Origin of the sequence: Paenibacillus sp. OSY-SE (assembly GCF_000283315.1) — a bacterium.
In the GTDB taxonomy this organism is placed as follows: domain Bacteria; phylum Bacillota; class Bacilli; order Paenibacillales; family Paenibacillaceae; genus Paenibacillus_B; species Paenibacillus_B profundus.
In genome coordinates, this window is the sequence record NZ_ALKF01000168.1 from 1 (window position 1) to 16470 (window position 16470).

General features: G+C 51.8%; 12 protein-coding genes. All 12 read right to left on the reverse strand.

The window, feature by feature from the left end:
• Positions 1-130 precede the first annotated feature (130 nt).
• Positions 131-295: a hypothetical protein gene (locus A372_RS37920; protein ID WP_019420607.1), complete on the reverse strand. Its 165-nt coding sequence runs from the start codon at positions 293-295 to the stop codon at positions 131-133.
• 176 nt (positions 296-471) lie between these two features.
• Complete coding sequence (locus A372_RS0109510) at positions 472-1962, reverse strand: ABC transporter substrate-binding protein (RefSeq protein ID WP_019420608.1); 1491 nt, start codon at positions 1960-1962, stop codon at positions 472-474.
• A 4-nt stretch (positions 1963-1966) separates the two neighbouring features.
• Positions 1967-2854, reverse strand: a complete 888-nt coding sequence (locus A372_RS0109515) for an ABC transporter ATP-binding protein (RefSeq protein ID WP_019420609.1) — start codon at positions 2852-2854, stop codon at positions 1967-1969.
• 3 nt (positions 2855-2857) lie between these two features.
• Complete coding sequence (locus A372_RS0109520; RefSeq protein ID WP_019420610.1) at positions 2858-5731, reverse strand: ABC transporter permease; 2874 nt, start codon at positions 5729-5731, stop codon at positions 2858-2860.
• The gene (locus A372_RS0109525) at positions 5731-6834 is read right to left on the reverse strand and encodes an efflux RND transporter periplasmic adaptor subunit (protein ID WP_019420611.1); all 1104 of its coding nucleotides are present in this window, start codon (positions 6832-6834) and stop codon (positions 5731-5733) included. The genes A372_RS0109520 and A372_RS0109525 overlap by 1 nt, the downstream gene beginning before the upstream one ends.
• Positions 6797-7636: an ABC transporter ATP-binding protein gene (locus A372_RS0109530; protein WP_019420612.1), complete on the reverse strand. Its 840-nt coding sequence runs from the start codon at positions 7634-7636 to the stop codon at positions 6797-6799. Before A372_RS0109530 ends, A372_RS0109525 begins: the two co-directional genes overlap by 38 nt.
• A 396-nt stretch (positions 7637-8032) precedes the next feature.
• Complete coding sequence (gene pyrE / locus A372_RS0109535; RefSeq protein WP_019420613.1) at positions 8033-8671, reverse strand: orotate phosphoribosyltransferase; 639 nt, start codon at positions 8669-8671, stop codon at positions 8033-8035.
• Positions 8668-9411 carry an orotidine-5'-phosphate decarboxylase gene (gene pyrF / locus A372_RS0109540; RefSeq protein WP_019420614.1) on the reverse strand — a complete coding sequence of 248 codons (744 nt, stop codon included), beginning with the start codon at positions 9409-9411 and terminating at the stop codon, positions 8668-8670. Before pyrF ends, pyrE begins: the two co-directional genes overlap by 4 nt.
• Positions 9412-9731: 320 nt before the next feature.
• Positions 9732-12956 carry a carbamoyl-phosphate synthase large subunit gene (gene carB, locus A372_RS0109545; RefSeq protein WP_019420615.1) on the reverse strand — a complete coding sequence of 1075 codons (3225 nt, stop codon included), beginning with the start codon at positions 12954-12956 and terminating at the stop codon, positions 9732-9734.
• Position 12957: 1 nt separating this feature from the next.
• Positions 12958-14088: a glutamine-hydrolyzing carbamoyl-phosphate synthase small subunit gene (gene carA, locus A372_RS0109550; RefSeq protein WP_019420616.1), complete on the reverse strand. Its 1131-nt coding sequence runs from the start codon at positions 14086-14088 to the stop codon at positions 12958-12960.
• A 92-nt stretch (positions 14089-14180) separates the two neighbouring features.
• Positions 14181-15455, reverse strand: a complete 1275-nt coding sequence (locus tag A372_RS0109555) for a dihydroorotase (protein WP_019420617.1) — start codon at positions 15453-15455, stop codon at positions 14181-14183.
• A gap of 101 nt (positions 15456-15556) precedes the next feature.
• A complete protein-coding gene (locus tag A372_RS0109560) occupies positions 15557-16468 on the reverse strand; it encodes an aspartate carbamoyltransferase catalytic subunit (protein WP_019420618.1) in 912 nt (303 codons plus the stop codon).
• Between the last annotated feature and the right edge of the window lie 2 nt (positions 16469-16470).

Consider the following 16470-nt stretch of genomic DNA (forward strand, 5'->3'; position numbering starts at 1 on the left):
TACCGGACTGCTCCACCCCGCGACATTATTTAAAGTGTTGTTTCAGCAGCGACAAGTACTAGTATACAACATCGATATATGAACAGTCAAGGGAAATTACAAAAAAACTTACGAAATTCGGATTCCATATTCAGGGGACGAAACGAACGCCATACTTGCCTTTACGTGAACGAAATACTTCAATCTCTTGGAGTGTATCGTACCCATATATCCATGCATCGTGTTCTAATCGCTCCAGCAAACAGCGTGCTTGAAATTTCGTATCGTACAGCTTGCCCCAATATACCCAGTGCACTGGATGGTCCTCCTTTCGTGTACGTCGATTGTCATTTCTAGAGGTCGTTCAAAAAGTCACCTTTTGAACACGCATTTTCTACTATTCCCAAGAACAGCAAAAAAGAATCGGCAAGCCCGCTATTCGCGATACTCACCGATTCTTCACTTGGTATTACTTGCTTGCAGCGGCTGTCATTAATCGCCGTATACGTTGCCTTGAACGGGGTCTTTCGGGTTCTTTTTAAGCTGCTGCAATATTTGATTGCCTTTGGTCTCCCATTCTTTCAATGCATCAGCAGATGTTTTTTTGCCGCTGACTACGTCTTTGAACAAGGTCTGTCCAGGCTCCTGCACCTGCCATGCATTCGGCATCTGAATGAACAATTCGTTCGGATCCGCACTTGTCGGAGGTACTGGTTTGACCGTATAGAAGGCTGCAATGTTGAAGTTAGCGCCATCCTTCGGTGTAATAAACTTCTTGCGGGCAACCATCTCCCAGCTGCTGCGAGAGCGAATCTTTGCCCAATCTTCGCTGTTTACAAATTTGATGAAGTCCCAAGCATCATCCGGATTAGGCGCTTTTTGGTTAATGGAGAATATGTTGTTCAATGATACGCCGCCGGCAACTCCTGGCGCTTCCGGATGAGAAGGCACCGTCACGACATCCCAATCGAATTTTTTGAAGCCTTTGATTTTTTCCGCATTTTTCATCGCATCTGCCAAATCAGAATTGATATAGGAGTACTCTCCAATAACCATCCCTACGTGTCCAGACAAGAAGCTGTCGTGGCTGTACGGATTGTATTCCTCACCGCCTCCAGACATGTCCATGTCTTGATTGTCGCCGCCAGGAATAACTTTCTCGCTCACTAATTTCGCAAATGTGGACATCACCGTTTCCCACTTCGGCGAATTGACCGTCATCCTCTCGCCTTTTTCATCGACTACCCGCAGGTTCAACGGTGGATTGTAGATTTGGATAATGTCCCAGAACGGCTCGCCGCCTCTGTAGCGGTTAAATGAGAATCCATATTGTCGATCCGCGCCTTCCCCTTTGGACACGCGTCGTGCCAAGGTGAACATATCTTCCCATGTCATATTGTCAGTCGGCAGATTGACGCCTGCTTCTTGGAACATGGTCTTGTTATAGAATAATGCCTGAGAATAAAAAGTCGGTGCCAAACCGTACAGGTTGCTGTCACCCATCGCCTTGATGCCGTCAATAACGGTCGGAACATAATCGCTTGTATCGAATTTGTCTTGCTGAATAAGTGGATCCAGCTGCTTCAGCATACCGTCCTGCACAAGATTGCGGAACTGACTGGCATCCGTTACGACGATGTCGACTGGATTGGCGGATGTCATGATCTTCTTCAAAGCTTCGGCACGGTCAGGCTCTTTTCTAGGCCCATCCGCAGGATTGTCATAACGCTGTTCACTTGCATCTATAGCTGGAACAATCTCAATGCGAATGCCTTTGTTCGCATATTCGTATACGTCGGTATATTGCTGACGGAAGTAGGTGTCGTCACCGCCGTACCCACCATACAGAACCCCGATGCGCAGAACGCGCTCTTGACCAGGTTCCACGTCATTTTTGTTGCTGCACGCAGCCAGCAGCGGGAAAATCATGGTTAACGTCAACGTAACCATCAACAACTTGCGTACCCATTTCTTTCGATTCATCAGGTTACCCCTCCAACTCTTTCGGTGTGCGGATAATAATCTTGTCTCCGTCTAATTCCATAGAAGCCTTGTCTTGGATGTGGAGAGCATCCAAATATTCTTTTGGCACCTGCAAGCGGCCGACACGATCAACGACGACATATGCTTCATGCAGCTCCTGCAGCCCCTGCCCGGCAATCTGTTCATCCTCACCTCCATCCGAATTCAAATTCGGATTGCGTTTAATGAACTCTGTGCTGGTCAGGCCGTCTCGAATCGCAACGACACGGTCCACCTTCCCCGCCAACGATAGATCATGCGTTACGATTACGACGGTTACCCCAAGCTCTGAGCTCATTCGCCGGAATATGTTCATAATCATGTCTGACGTCTGCGTATCCACGGAGCCCGTCGGTTCGTCGGCCAGCAGCAACTGCGGCCGGTTCGAGAGCGAGATCGCGATGGCGACCCGCTGCTGCTCCCCTCCGGACAGCTGGTGCAGCTTGTTGTTCATGCGATGCCCGAGCCCCACCCATTCAAGCAGCTCTTTTGCATATTTGCGATCCAGCTTCCCCGACAACATCATCGGCACTTCTACATTTTCCAGCGCGGTCAAATACGGAAGCAGGTTGCGGGCATTGTTCTGCCAGATGAACCCGACCGTATCGCGCTTGTACTCGACTAACTGCTCTTCGGTAATCTTGAGCAGATCCCACTTCCCTACCCGGACTGCCCCGGCGGACGGACGATCCAATCCGCCGAGGATGTTGAGCAAGGTTGATTTCCCGCTCCCGCTGTTCCCAATGATGGCCATCAGCTCGCCTTGCTTCACCGATAAGTTCAAGCCTTGCAGGGCCACTACTTCAATATCTTCGGTCTTATAAATTTTAACGAGGCCTTCACAATGTATCACGGATTAACGCTCCTCTCCCATCTTCACGGCTTGATGGACGCGCAGGCGGCGAATATGCATCAACAAAAGTGTCGCCCCGGTCACTATCATGACACCGACCACGATATACAGCTGGAGGGTATCCTTCGCCTCAAAGACGATGCGGAACGGCGGAACTTGCTTCTTCGCGCCTTCCGCAGATTGCAGGAACGGCAGGAACAAGCGGCTAGCCAGCTTCCCTAATACGATACCGAGCACAATCGACAGTCCGGCCGTGAACAATTGCTCCAACAGCAGCATCCCTGTAAGCTGCTTGCGTGATAGTCCCATCGCGCGCAGTATGCCGAATTGAACGACACGCCTTGACAGGTTGAAGAACCAGTACAACAAGTAGCCGATTAAAGAAATGGCTACAGAGACCAAGAATCCCATACTGAGTATGCCGAACACTCCGCCGCGCGTCGGATGCTTGCTCTGTGTCGCGAGCTCGCTGCGCACGTCCTGATAGTCATAGATCTCGATGCCTTCCTTCTGCAGTCCGGTCACGACCGGCGTCAGCGGCGCTTTATCCTGCATCTTGATCCAGACTTCATACGGGAAGATCGGAACCTGATCATAAATATAGTCCATATTCGCAATAAAGAACGGCGCCTCGTCCGGGTACAGACTCGGCCAGTACGGCAGGATCGCCACGATGACGAATTCGACCATCTGCTCCCGTATCGAAGCGGAGATGACATCCCCTTGCTTCAGTTGATATTTCTTCGCGACATTGGTCGGTATGATGACGCCTGATTCGTAATACTTGCCGAGAGCATCCAAGTACCGGTAAGGATGCGCCGGAAAGAGATCGTTGCGGAACCAAGCGACCTTAGAGAAGTCGACATTATCAATCCCCATAATCGTGCCCGAGCCGATAGAACGTCCGGACACGATCATATTGCCTTTCTCCTTCAATACACGCGTGGCAGTTTCGACGCCAGGCATCCGTTTGAATGGCTCGAACGGCGGTTCGTTATAAATATCGCGGCCTGGCTTCGGCCGTTGATTGCCGCCTCCCGGACCCGGTCCCGGCTTGCCGCCACCGCCGTTATTATTGTTGTTATTATTGTTGTTAGCGCTGCGGTCCACTTCCTGCGTGCTGTCCCATACGGCTTTAATGATGACATCAGCGCCGTGTTTGTATAACGTCCGTTCGGTTGAATTCGTGTCAATCGTACGCGCTGCCGAAGCGTTATATACGCCTAGGCCGAGCGTCAGTATGAGCAAAATCATAAGCGGATAGTACGATTTGGCAGAACGTGACAACTGCGTCAAGGTCAAATACAGCGGCACTGGAAGCAGCTTCCCGCCAATCCATTGGACAAGCCGCAAAATGAGCGGGAACAGCCGCAAGAAGAACAGGCCGGCTGCAAATATCGCAAGCGCCGGAACGAAGAATAGAAACGGCTGCACTTGCAGTTGATCGGAACTCATCCCCGTCTTGAAAGACAGCAGCTGCTGTTGATTCAACATGTAATAGCCATATCCCGCGATTGCAAGCAGCAGCACGTCAAGGAACCAGCGCTGCCATACAGGACGGCGATCCGAACGGGCCATCTTCTGCTTCAAATTAACGATGGATGAGCGCGCGAATATAATGGCCGGAATGACGCTTGCCATCAACGCGATGACGACTGCTACCACTCCGAACAAGACAGCGTCGGTCGTGAAGCCGACCGGAATCGATTTCCGGTTGACGAACTCCAAGAACCCGTTCGCTGAGCCGATCGATTTGGCCATAAACCAACCGAATAACGGCCCTATGGCTAAAGCGACCGCTCCAAGAAGCAATCCTTCCAGCAAGTACAACCTTATAATCTGCCGTGTGCTGGCGCCGCGGCTGCGCAGAACGGCAATATCGCTTTGCTGCTTCTCCAACGCTTGGCTCGCATTCATCGCAATATAATAGAATACCATCGCAATCATCGGCGCGGCCAACGTCAACAGCATCATTTGCAGTTGTATGCTTTGACTGCGGAACTCATTCAACACTTTTGCAAAAGACAGCTCCAACTGGGTTCCCTTCAGCTTCTGATACAGCTCGATGCCGAGACGATCCAGCGTGCGCTCAAGCGGATTCAATTGACTCGTCTGAATCTGGCGCAAATCAAAGGCGTAATACCAGCTCGACAGCTGCAGCGGAGCACCCTTCTGTTCCAACAGCACTTGATTGAACGTATTTGGAGTGACATAGAGAGAGTTCATCATGCCTTCCAATCCTTGATGCCAATAAGCGCTTGTCAGTTCTTTCGGCTGGAACGTGCCGACGATCTTCAATGTGAGCGTCTGACGGACTTCCCCGCGTACCGAGTATTCCAGTTCATCGCCGATGTGAAGGTCGTTACGGTACATCGCTTCCTCGAGCATAACGACCTGCAGCACACCGTTCGCCTCTCCATCCTCATACGGCTTGCCGAGCGACCATTCGACTTGTTCATCCAAGCCGGTCAACGAACTGAGCGTCATCGTGCGGACGCGGCTTGCATCCACCTTCGTCGGATCGACCGGGGACACCTCTGTCGCTTTCAAGCTGCGGGTATTGACGAATACCTCTGTCGGGAACCCGATCTCGGCCGTCACATCATCTCGAATGTAACGATCCACTTCCTTGAGCGCATTCAGGTCGGTCTTCCCTCCGCCTGAAGCTTGATAACGCATGAGCAAGGAACCTGCTGGCAAGCCTCCGCCGTTCTCCTGCAGCGTTTTCGTGACAACACGCTTCAACGCTCCGTCCGAGTACATCGGAATGCTGACCGTAAAAGACACGGCAACGATAAGACCCACTAGCGTGCTGAGCGTAAGCCAGCGGGTATTCCACATTTTGCGGAACAGAAAACGCATCATAGGCATGCCCATTATCTACCCACTACTTTCTGTCCCGGCTCAAGCCCGGATTTAATCTCGACCTCTGTCGGTTTTTGCGCTCCCACCTCGACATCGACTTCCCGTTTGCCTTTCTCGTCAACGACCTGCACGTAAGTGCGCGAACCGATCGTACGCAGGGCAGCCAGCGGAATGACGGTGACGTCTTTTCTTCGTTCGACAATGACCGTAATGCTGAGCGGCGTTCCGCGCATGATGCTAGCCGGCAGCTTATCCAGCAGTTCGACGGTCAAATATTTGTCCAGCCGATCTTGATCCGGTTCATTGCCTTGCCTGCCATTATTGTTGTTGTCATTTGTCGGCATCGGGAGAGCCTTTACTTTTCCCTTCAATAAATTATCAACTGTATTGACGCTGACCTCTACTTCCATGCCTGGCGCTACTTTCTTCAGGTCGTCTTTCGACATCTGTGCCGCTACCGTTAGTAGAGACGTATTCGCAATCGTTGCTACTGGGTCATATTTCTTCGATGTCGCCCCCTTCTTCACGTTAAGGGACACAATGACTCCTGCAAACGGAGATGTAACCGTGCCTTTTGCAATATCGGTCTCCAAATCGGCAATCGCTTGGCGTTTCTCTTCATACAAAATTTGCGCCTCTTCGAATTGAACCGGATCCATTTCATCCTTTTGGCGGAGCGTGCCCTTCAGTTCGACTTCATCCTTACGCAGCGCTAACCGCTTCTGGCGCAAATCTTTCTGCATATCATCCACATCGAGCACAGCGATTGTTTGACCGGCTTTCACCGTATCGCCGTTCTTGACAAGAACGTCCTTGATCGGCTTGTTGTCCAAAGTAAAGAATACGGTCTCTTCCTGTTCGGACATAATCTTGCCTGATCCGCTAGCTGACGAAACCCAAGCTTTCTTAGTGACCTCATACTCTGGCTTCTTCGAAATCGTTGGCTCTGTAATGCTCGGGAGCACTTCCTCTTCTGCCTCGTCCGGCAGCAGCGAGCATGCTGAGGTGAGCAGCAGCGTGCCGCACATGAACGCCAGCATTGCGCGGCGCCAGTTCCGTTTCTGTAATACTCCTGTGTCAGGAGATGAATTTTCCGTCGACCATTTCATAAACATGATCAGCAACCTCCAAAATTGTAGGATCGTGGGTTGTCATGCAAATTGCAATGTTTTCAGTGTGTAAAATTTGTCGGAATACCCCCATGACCTGAGCACCCATCTGTGAGTCTAGTTCCGCCGTCGGCTCATCGGCCAACAGCAATAACGGCTTATGAGCAATAGCCTTCGCGATCGCAACACGCTGTTGTTCCCCTCCGGACATCTCGTACGGACGGTGTTTCATCCGTTTGCCGAGACCGACCAGTTCCAAGCAATGCTGAACGCGCGCTTTCCATAAATGGCGGGGAATGTTGGCCATGCGGAGCGATAGCTCTACATTTTCGTATGCAGATAAGAGCGGCATTAAGGCAAAAGCCTGAAAAATAAAGCCGATGTCGTTGCGCCGGGTAACGGTGCGCTTGTTGTCGCTCCAAGACGATAATGAATCTCCCCGGAAGAAAATTTCGCCTTTTGTAGGCAGATCAAGTCCGCCCAGCATGTTCAAGAGCGTCGTCTTCCCTGAACCTGAGCGGCCTTTTAACATAACCAATTGACCCGGACGAACTACCATGTCGATTCCCTTTAGCACATGCACCTTCTCGCTTCCGGCTTGAAAGGTTCGTTCCACGCCGCGAACGTCCAGTAGAAGCTCATCTGTCACGACAGGAACTGCGCGTGCGGGCCAAGCTGCAGATTGTCCATCTTCTTCTATGTATTCCGCCTCGTCTTGCGCATCTTTCTTCTTCTTCTGCTCGTTCGCCGCGAGAACCGGGGTCGTCTCACCAGGATCTGTTTGTTTCCGTTTGCGAAGCCACTTCATTGTCGTTTCCTTGCCCCTTTCTCTCGGACATGACGTCAAACTCTCCTAAAGTATAAACGATTGAATGGGGTGAAAAGTTACAAAGTTTGTAACGCTTTTTCCATATTTACAACAATAAATTTACCAATTTTCAGAAATCGAGCTTGTTACACAATGTAAATAAATTCGACAGATGTCCGATATCGCAGTGTCTCTAAACTCGGCCCGAGAGCAGATTTTCTATACGGGACAGCCTTTATCGGGGCCCTTCTAAAATGAGCGGCCGCGTGATGAGGTTGGTTCGATCGGAATAAGGAATGCATATTATGCTTTTTTCGACAGAAAGCTTAAATTTCCCTTAATAGCGACAAAAAGACCTGATTGCGCAGTGCGATCAGGTCTTTACATGGCGACAAGCTAGTTATTCCAGCTGGCAGGATCATGGCGCCAAGCCTTCAAGATATCCAAATCGGAGGCTTGGATGACGCCCAACTCAAGCGCCGTGTCGATCAGCGCCGAATAATTGGACAAGGTGCGCAGCGGAATGCCTGCTTCGGCAAAAGCCGACACGGCTTTGTCCAACTGATAGCTAAAGATGGCAAAGACTGCGAGCGGTTCGGCCCCGGCTTCCCTGACCGCAAGCGCAGCCTTCAGCGAGCTCCCGCCCGTTGAAATCAAGTCTTCGATGACGACAACTTTTTGTCCGGGACGGATAATGCCTTCAATTTGATTTTGCTTCCCGTGCCCCTTCGCTTTGTCCCGAATGTACGCCATTGGCAGTCCAAGCTTGTCTGCCACCCATGCAGCATGCGGTATACCGGCCGTAGCCGTCCCAGCAATGATCTCCGCATCCGGCGCGTATTCCTTAACCAAGGCTGCGAAGCCTTCCGCAATCGCAGCGCGAATGTCCGGATAGGACATCGTCAAGCGGTTGTCGCAATATATCGGCGATTTGATGCCGGAAGTCCAAGTGAACGGATCTTGCGGACGCAGCGCCACCGCTTGAATGTTCAATAAATGGCTTGCAATCGTTCGTTCCATGTTTGTCGTTGTCATAAGTTCACCAGCTCCTTTAAGATTGATTCCAATGCTGCACGCGGGTGCGGTGCCGCCGTAATGGGACGCCCGACGACAATGTAATCCGTGCCGCGGGCAAATGCTTCACGCGGTGTCATGACACGGGATTGGTCGCCCTTCTCACTGCCTGCGGGCCGGATTCCCGGCGTAACTGTCTTGAAGTCGGCGCCGCAAGCCGCTTTAATGCGCGTCACTTCCTGTGGTGAAGCGACTACTCCGTCAAGCCCCGCTTCCCGCGTCAGCTTGGCATAGCGCACGACAGCTTCCTCTACTGACCCAGGGATGCCGATGTCATCGTTCATCACCTGCTGATTCGTACTCGTCAGCTGGGTAACGGCGATGACGACGGGACGCTGAAGCGATGCATCTTCCGCCAATGCAGCTTGTACGCCATCCATTGCTGCTCTCATCATGCTCGCACCACCGGCAGCATGGACGTTGAACATGTCGACGCCAAGCTTCGTCACGCTGTTCGCTCCGCCTGTGACTGTGTTCGGAATATCGTGCATTTTGACGTCGAGGAACACTTTATATCCGTATTCCTTCAATTCACGGACGAATGCCGGACCAGCCGCGTAAAAAAGCTGCATTCCCACTTTCATGTAGCATGGAATGCCTTCGAGCTGCTTAATTAGCTGTCGAGCCGCATCCGCATGCGGATAGTCGAGTGCTACCATTATACGGTCGGCTGCGTCAGCAGCATTTATAGGTTGATTCATCGTAGATATCACTCTGCCTTCCCATTGTTACCTATATAAGAGGTTGTTCAAAAAGTTCGCTTTTGATCACGAAGTCACTCAGGAAGTAACTCGGCATCGAATCTTGCATTCACTCTCGAATTCCTGCAGCCTTCTCAGTGCTGAAAACCGACCTTTTTGAACACGCACTATAAAGGGTTTTTCAAGAAATCCCTCTTTTGAACACGCACTTAAGAGAAGCTGTTCGATGTGACGGATGAGATGCATATTCACAATCCGAGGAGGCCTTCCGGCCTCCCCGTTCAACCTCTATGCAATTGTGCACTCTTCTCTAGCTCCGCTTAACTATGGTTATGGAAAGCTGGCATCGGGCGGGAGGAGAAATTAATCTGCTCCAGCATGCCGAGGAGCGCGCGCACGGTATCGAGTGAGGTCATGCAGACGACGCCGTTCTCTACCGCTTCGCGGCGGATGCGGAAGCCGTCGCGTTCCGGTGTCTTGCCCTTCGTGAGCGTATTGACGACAAAGTGAGCTTCGCCGTTGCGAATCAGGTCTAATATATTCGGCGAACCTTCGGTCAGCTTTTTCACCCGCATGACGATAAGGCCTGCGTCTTCAAGCGCCGTTGCCGTACCGCCCGTCGCAATGATTTTGTATCCCAAGCTGACGAAGCCGCGCATAAGCTCAACCGCTTCTTCCTTGTCCTTATCCGCTACTGTACAAATAATGGCGCCCGTTGCCGGAATCTTCATGCCAGACCCGATCAGGCCTTTGTACAAAGCCTTCGCATATTGAACGTCACGGCCCATGACTTCGCCGGTCGACTTCATTTCCGGTCCGAGCGTCGGCTCGACACGGCGCAGCTTCGCGAAGGAGAATACCGGCACTTTTACCGACACATGGTCATCTTCCGGCCACAGGCCTTCTTGATAACCCAGCTCAGACAGCTTAGCTCCCATAATAAGCTTCGTTGCCACGTTCGCCATCGGAATGTTCGTTACTTTGCTCAAGAATGGCACTGTACGGGACGAACGCGGGTTCACTTCAATAACGTACACTTGCTCTTTATAGATGACGAATTGGATGTTAATCAGCCCGACCGTTTTCAATTCTTTCGCAATCCGAATTGTAATATCGACGACCTGCTGCTTCAATTCAGCTGATAGGTGCTGTGGCGGATAGACCGCAATCGAGTCGCCGGAGTGAACACCAGCGCGTTCCACGTGCTCCATAATGCCTGGGATAAGCACGGTTTCGCCGTCGCAAATTGCATCGACTTCCACTTCTTTTCCTAGCATGTAGCGGTCGATTAGAACCGGATGATCCGGATTTATTTTCACTGCTTGCTCCATATAATTCAAGAGTTCGTTATCCGAGTAGACGATTTCCATAGCGCGTCCGCCGAGAACGTAGGATGGGCGAACGAGCACTGGATAACCAAGGCCCTGCGCCGTTCCTACCGCTTGGTCAACTGAAGTCACCGTGCTGCCCTTCGGTTGCGCGATGTGCAGGCGAGACAGCAGCGCTTCGAACTTCTTGCGGTCTTCCGCCTCATCGATGCTTTCCAGACTGGAGCCCAGAATGCGCACACCCTCTTTGGCAAGCGGCGCCGCCAAGTTAATTGCCGTCTGTCCACCGAATTGAACGATGACGCCAATCGGCTTCTCCTGCTCGATGACATTCATGACGTCTTCGAAGAAGAGCGGTTCGAAGTACAAGCGGTCGGATGTGTTGAAGTCGGTCGATACCGTTTCCGGGTTGTTGTTAATGATGACCGCTTCGTAACCAGCGTCTTGAATCGCCCATACCGCATGTACGGTCGAGTAGTCGAATTCGATACCTTGACCGATTCGGATTGGGCCGGAACCAAGCACGATAACTTTTTCTTTAGTGGATTCAATCACTTCATTTTCGGTCTCGTAGGTCGAATAGTAGTATGGCGTCGTCGCTTCGAATTCCGCCGCACATGTATCAACCATTTTATATACCGGCTCAAAGCCTTGCTGCTTGCGGAATTGGCGTACTTCTTCTTCCTTCGTGTACGCCCCGCCCGGATGCGCTTCACTGCGCAGCTCTGCAATGGCGCGGTCGGTGAAGCCCATGCGCTTCGCTTCATAGAGCGTCTCTGTCGACAGCGTCTCGTCAGCGCGGATAGCGTCTTCGAATTTGACCATAACCTCAATCTTGTCGAGGAACCACCAATCGATCTTCGTCAAGTCCTGCAGCTGCTGCAGTGAATAGCCGCGGCGGTACGCTTCGGCGAGCAAGAACAAGCGCTCGTCATCCGGCGCCTTCAAGCGCGCTTGCAGGGTTGCTTCGTCAAGCTGTTCCGTATCTTTCAAGTACAGGCGGTGCGTACCGATTTCGAGCGAACGAATCGCTTTGTGCATCGACTCTTCGAACGTGCGGCCGATAGCCATCACTTCGCCCGTCGCTTTCATTTGCGTGCCGAGCTTACGGTTCGCTTGCATAAATTTATCGAACGGCCAACGTGGAATCTTCGATACGATGTAGTCGAGCGTCGGCTCAAAGCAGGCATACGTTTGTCCCGTTACCGGGTTCACAAGTTCGTCCAGTGTATAACCAATCGCAATTTTGGCCGCCATCTTCGCAATTGGATAGCCTGTCGCTTTCGATGCGAGGGCCGATGACCGGCTCACACGCGGATTCACTTCGATGACATAGTATTGATAGCTGAACGGGTCGAGCGCGAACTGTACGTTACATCCGCCTTCAATATTCAAGGCGCGAATAATTTTGAGCGACGCGGAGCGCAGCATTTGGTACTCGCGGTCAGACAGCGTTTGGCTTGGAGCGACGACAATACTGTCACCCGTATGAACGCCGACCGGGTCAAAATTCTCCATGTTGCATACGACAATACAGTTGTCATTTGCATCGCGCATCACTTCGTATTCCACTTCTTTCATACCAGCAATGCTCTTCTCAATCAAGCATTGTCCAATCGGGCTGTAGCGAATACCGGATGCTACCGTCTCGAGCAGTTCCTCTTCATTGTCGCAAATACCGCCGCCAGTACCGCCAAGCGTATAAGCCGGACGGACAATAATCGGATAGCCAATCTCATTCGCGAAATCAACGGCCTCCTGCACCGAGTTCACAATCGTGCTCTGCGGTACCGGCTGCTCCAGCTCACGCATAAGCTCACGGAACAAGTCGCGGTCTTCCGCACGTTCAATCGCATCAAGCTGCGTTCCGAGCAAGCGCACATTTTCCTGCTCCAGCACACCAGCGCGTGCTAATTCGACCGCCATGTTCAAGCCTGTCTGACCGCCTAGTGTCGGCAACAAGCCATCTGGACGCTCTTGACGTATAATTTGCGTGACGAATTCGAGCGTAATCGGTTCGATGTACACCTTATCCGCCATGTTCGTATCTGTCATAATCGTAGCCGGGTTGCTGTTAATGAGAACAACTTCCATGCCTTCTTCTTTCAATGCTTGGCAGGCTTGCGTTCCCGCATAGTCGAATTCCGCTGCCTGACCGATGACAATCGGACCCGAACCGATAACAAGAATTTTCTTGAGGTCTTTATTTTTAGGCATATTATAGTTCCCCTTTCAGCTGTGCTACGAGCTCCGCTTGGCGCGAAACTTGTGGTTGGTTATGTTTGTGCTCACGAATCATTTCTATAAAATCATCGAACAAATAGCTGCTGTCATACGGCCCCGGAGCAGCCTCCGGATGGTATTGCACCGAAAACGCAGGCATGTTCGCATGCTTCAAGCCTTCGATTGTCTTGTCGTTGTTATTGATGTGCGTCACGACCAAGTCGGTACCTTGAACCGACTCTTCTACTACCGTGTAGCCATGGTTCTGAGATGTAATATAGCAACGGTTCGTCGCCAATTCTTTAACCGGGTGGTTGCCGCCGCGATGACCGAACTTCAGCTTGCCCGTATCCGCGCCGCAAGCGAGCGCGAAGAGCTGATGGCCCAAACAGATGCCGAAGATAGGAATCTCTCCGAGCAGCTCCTGAATCATGTTCACAGCGTGAGGCACATCCTTCGGGTCCCCAGGCCCGTTCGACAATTGGATGCCGTCTGGACGGAGGCGGCGAATTTCTTCTGCCGTCGTATCGTGTGGCACGACGACGACATCGCAGCCGCGCTTCGTTAATTCGCGCAAAATACCGCTCTTCGCTCCGAAGTCAACCAGCACAATCCGTTCTTTATCGCCAGGACTGGAGAACAATTGCTTCGTCGAGGTGCGAGCCACTTGGTCACGCATTAATTCAGTGACGCCAAGCATTTCCTTCAGCTCATCTACCGGCTGGCAGCCTGTGGTCAGAATCCCCTTCATCGTTCCGAAGTGGCGCAGCTTGCGCGTCAGCATGCGTGTGTCAATACCGCTAATGCCGACGATGCCGTACTCTTTCAGCAGGCGGTCCACCGTATATTCCGCACGCCAATTGCTAGGCGTAACTTCGTGACGGCGCACGACAAAGCCATGCACGTAAGGGCGAATCGCCTCGAAGTCATCACGCGTAATGCCGTAATTCCCGATAAGCGGGTATGTCATAGTCACGATTTGTCCGCAGTAAGACGGGTCGGACAGCACCTCTTGATAACCTGTAATCCCAGTATTGAATACGACCTCTCCGGCAGATTCACCATCCGCCCCGAACGCAGCGCCTGTAAATAGGGTACCGTCTTCCAACAACAATCTTGCTTGCATGTTCGTCACTCCTCGCTCTCTCTGTCTCTTGTCCTTACAGGACGATTCTATCAGCTATCCGAAATCATCTATGTTTGTTTCCGTTCTATCGGTTATTTGCTCCAGACAACCCGTCCATCTACCAGCGTCATCACCGGCCAGCCTTTCAGCTTCCAGCCGGTAAACGGCGTGTTGCGGCCCTTCGTTAAAAAGGTGCTCGGGTCCACTTCATATTCGGTCTCCAAGTCTATGACTGTTAAGTCTGCCGGCGCGCCTTCCTCCAAGCGGCCTGTCGGTAAACCGAAGACTTTGGCTGGATCGGCCGTCATCCGTTTCACCAGCAAGTCTAGCGGCCACTTGCCCGTGGCGACGAATTTCGTGTACAGCAGCGGGAACGCCGTTTCCAATCCGACGATGCCGAATGGAGCCAAGTCCATTCCTTTTGCCTTCTCTTCTTCACTATGCGGCGCATGGTCGGTTACGAGTATATCGATTGTTCCGTCTTCGAGCGCTTCGATGCATGCTGCAACGTCTCGCGGGGTACGAAGCGGCGGATTCATCTTCCAATTTGCATCCATCCCCGGAATATCTTCATCAGACAGCAGCAGGTGATGCGGGCATACCTCGGCAGTTACCCGAATGCCGAACTGCTTCGCTTGACGGATAAGGCGAATCGACTGCTCCGTACTGACGTGACACACATGGTAGTGCACGCCTGTCGCTTCTGAGAGCAAAATATCGCGACCGACATGAATCGCTTCCGATTCGTTCGGAATTCCCTTCAGTCCGTGCTTGCGGGCGAACTCACCGTCTGTCACCGCAGCTCCTGTGACTAGCGAATCATCTTCGCAGTGTGCAATGACCGGCATGTCGAGCTCTTTGGCCCATTTCATCGCGTCCTTCATCATCTGAGCGTTTTGCACGCCGACACCATCATCCGTGAACCCAATTACGCCAGCTTGCTTCAGAGCTACGAAATCCGTCAGCTCACGTCCGAGCTCGTTCTTCGTAATGGAACCGTAAGGCAGTACCTTTACTGTGCCTTCCTGTTCCGCCTTTTCCAATATAAGCTGCACCGTTTCCGGAGTATCGATGACCGGACGCGTATTCGGCATACAGGCGATTGTGGTGAATCCACCCTTCGCTGCCGAGCGTGTTCCTGTCGCTATCGTTTCTTTATGTTCAAACCCAGGCTCACGCAGATGAACGTGCATGTCGATAAAACCAGGCGATACGAACTTTCCAGCAGCATCTTGAACTTCGGCATGTGCAGGAATTGGCTCCTCTGTATCCGTCAACCTGCGGATGACCCCGTCCTCAATCCAAATGTGTGCGGATTTCAACTTTCCTTCATTAGTAAGCACCGTTGCGTTTGTAATAACTAGCATCGATTATTGTCCCCTCTCATCATGCATGCTGTTCCGTTCTCTATCGGATATTGACTTCCCTCTACATGAAGAAGTTTGGTTGTTCAGAACTCTCACTATAATTAAGTCATGGCCCGTTCTAGAACCGCCATTCGTATAGGCACACCATTTGCCATTTGGTCGAAAATGCGCGACTGTTCACATTCGACGACACTGTCGTCAATTTCGACGTTGCGGTTAACCGGGGCAGGATGCATGATAATGGCATGGGATTTCATCTGTGCAACGCGTTCAAGTGTTAGCCCGTAACCGGACCGGTATTGCTCCGCCGAGCTCAACATATTCGATTCGTGACGTTCCAATTGAACTCGCAGCATCATGACGACATCGGCTTGCAGCGCCTCATTCATGGTGACATATGGCACATCCAAATCATGTGTGCGCATATTGTCTGGAGCGCAGAAGCTGACCTGTGCCCCGAACTTGCGCAACGCCCATAGATTGGAGCGTGCAACACGACTGTGCTCGACGTCTCCGACTATCGCTACGTTAAGGCCGCTCAACTGTCCGAAATGCTTTCTTATTGTATATATATCGAGCAGAGCCTGAGTCGGATGCTCGTTGATACCGTCCCCTGCATTAACTAGCGGCATTTTGACGCGCTCCGCAATTTGTTCCAAGAGACCTACCGGCTTTAGGCGAATCACTCCTGCATCCATCCCCATTGATTCCAACGTGCGAACCGTGTCATAGATGGATTCGCCTTTCTCTACGCTGGAAGCCGCAGCCGTGAAGTTAATCACTTCTGCACCAAGCCGCTTCTCGGCCACTTCGAACGAACAGCGGGTGCGGGTGCTGTTCTCGAAGAACATATTTGCAACAAATTTATGTCGGAGAACATCGTTCACCTTAATGGGCTGCTGCTCCCAGTAAGCGGCGCGATCCAGAATCGATTCAATCTCTTGCTTGCTAAGATCCTTGAGTCCGAGCAAGCTGCGTTCCTTCACCGTACGGTCCATTTGTACCATTGTCATTG

Bases quoted from the DNA above. Each gene is read 5' to 3' on its own strand.
- A372_RS0109530 (WP_019420612.1), bottom strand. From the start codon at position 7,636: ATGAAGTGGCTTCGCAAACGGAAACAAACAGATCCTGGTGAGACGACC.
- A372_RS0109520 (WP_019420610.1), bottom strand. From the start codon at position 5,731: ATGGGCATGCCTATGATGCGTTTTCTGTTCCGCAAAATGTGGAATACC.
- carB (WP_019420615.1), bottom strand. From the start codon at position 12,956: ATGCCTAAAAATAAAGACCTCAAGAAAATTCTTGTTATCGGTTCGGGT.
- A372_RS0109525 (WP_019420611.1), bottom strand. From the start codon at position 6,834: ATGTTTATGAAATGGTCGACGGAAAATTCATCTCCTGACACAGGAGTA.
- A372_RS0109510 (WP_019420608.1), bottom strand. From the start codon at position 1,962: ATGAATCGAAAGAAATGGGTACGCAAGTTGTTGATGGTTACGTTGACG.
- A372_RS0109560 (WP_019420618.1), bottom strand. From the start codon at position 16,468: ATGACAATGGTACAAATGGACCGTACGGTGAAGGAACGCAGCTTGCTC.
- carA (WP_019420616.1), bottom strand. From the start codon at position 14,088: ATGCAAGCAAGATTGTTGTTGGAAGACGGTACCCTATTTACAGGCGCT.
- A372_RS0109555 (WP_019420617.1), bottom strand. From the start codon at position 15,455: ATGCTAGTTATTACAAACGCAACGGTGCTTACTAATGAAGGAAAGTTG.
- pyrE (WP_019420613.1), bottom strand. From the start codon at position 8,671: ATGACAACGACAAACATGGAACGAACGATTGCAAGCCATTTATTGAAC.
- pyrF (WP_019420614.1), bottom strand. From the start codon at position 9,411: ATGAATCAACCTATAAATGCTGCTGACGCAGCCGACCGTATAATGGTA.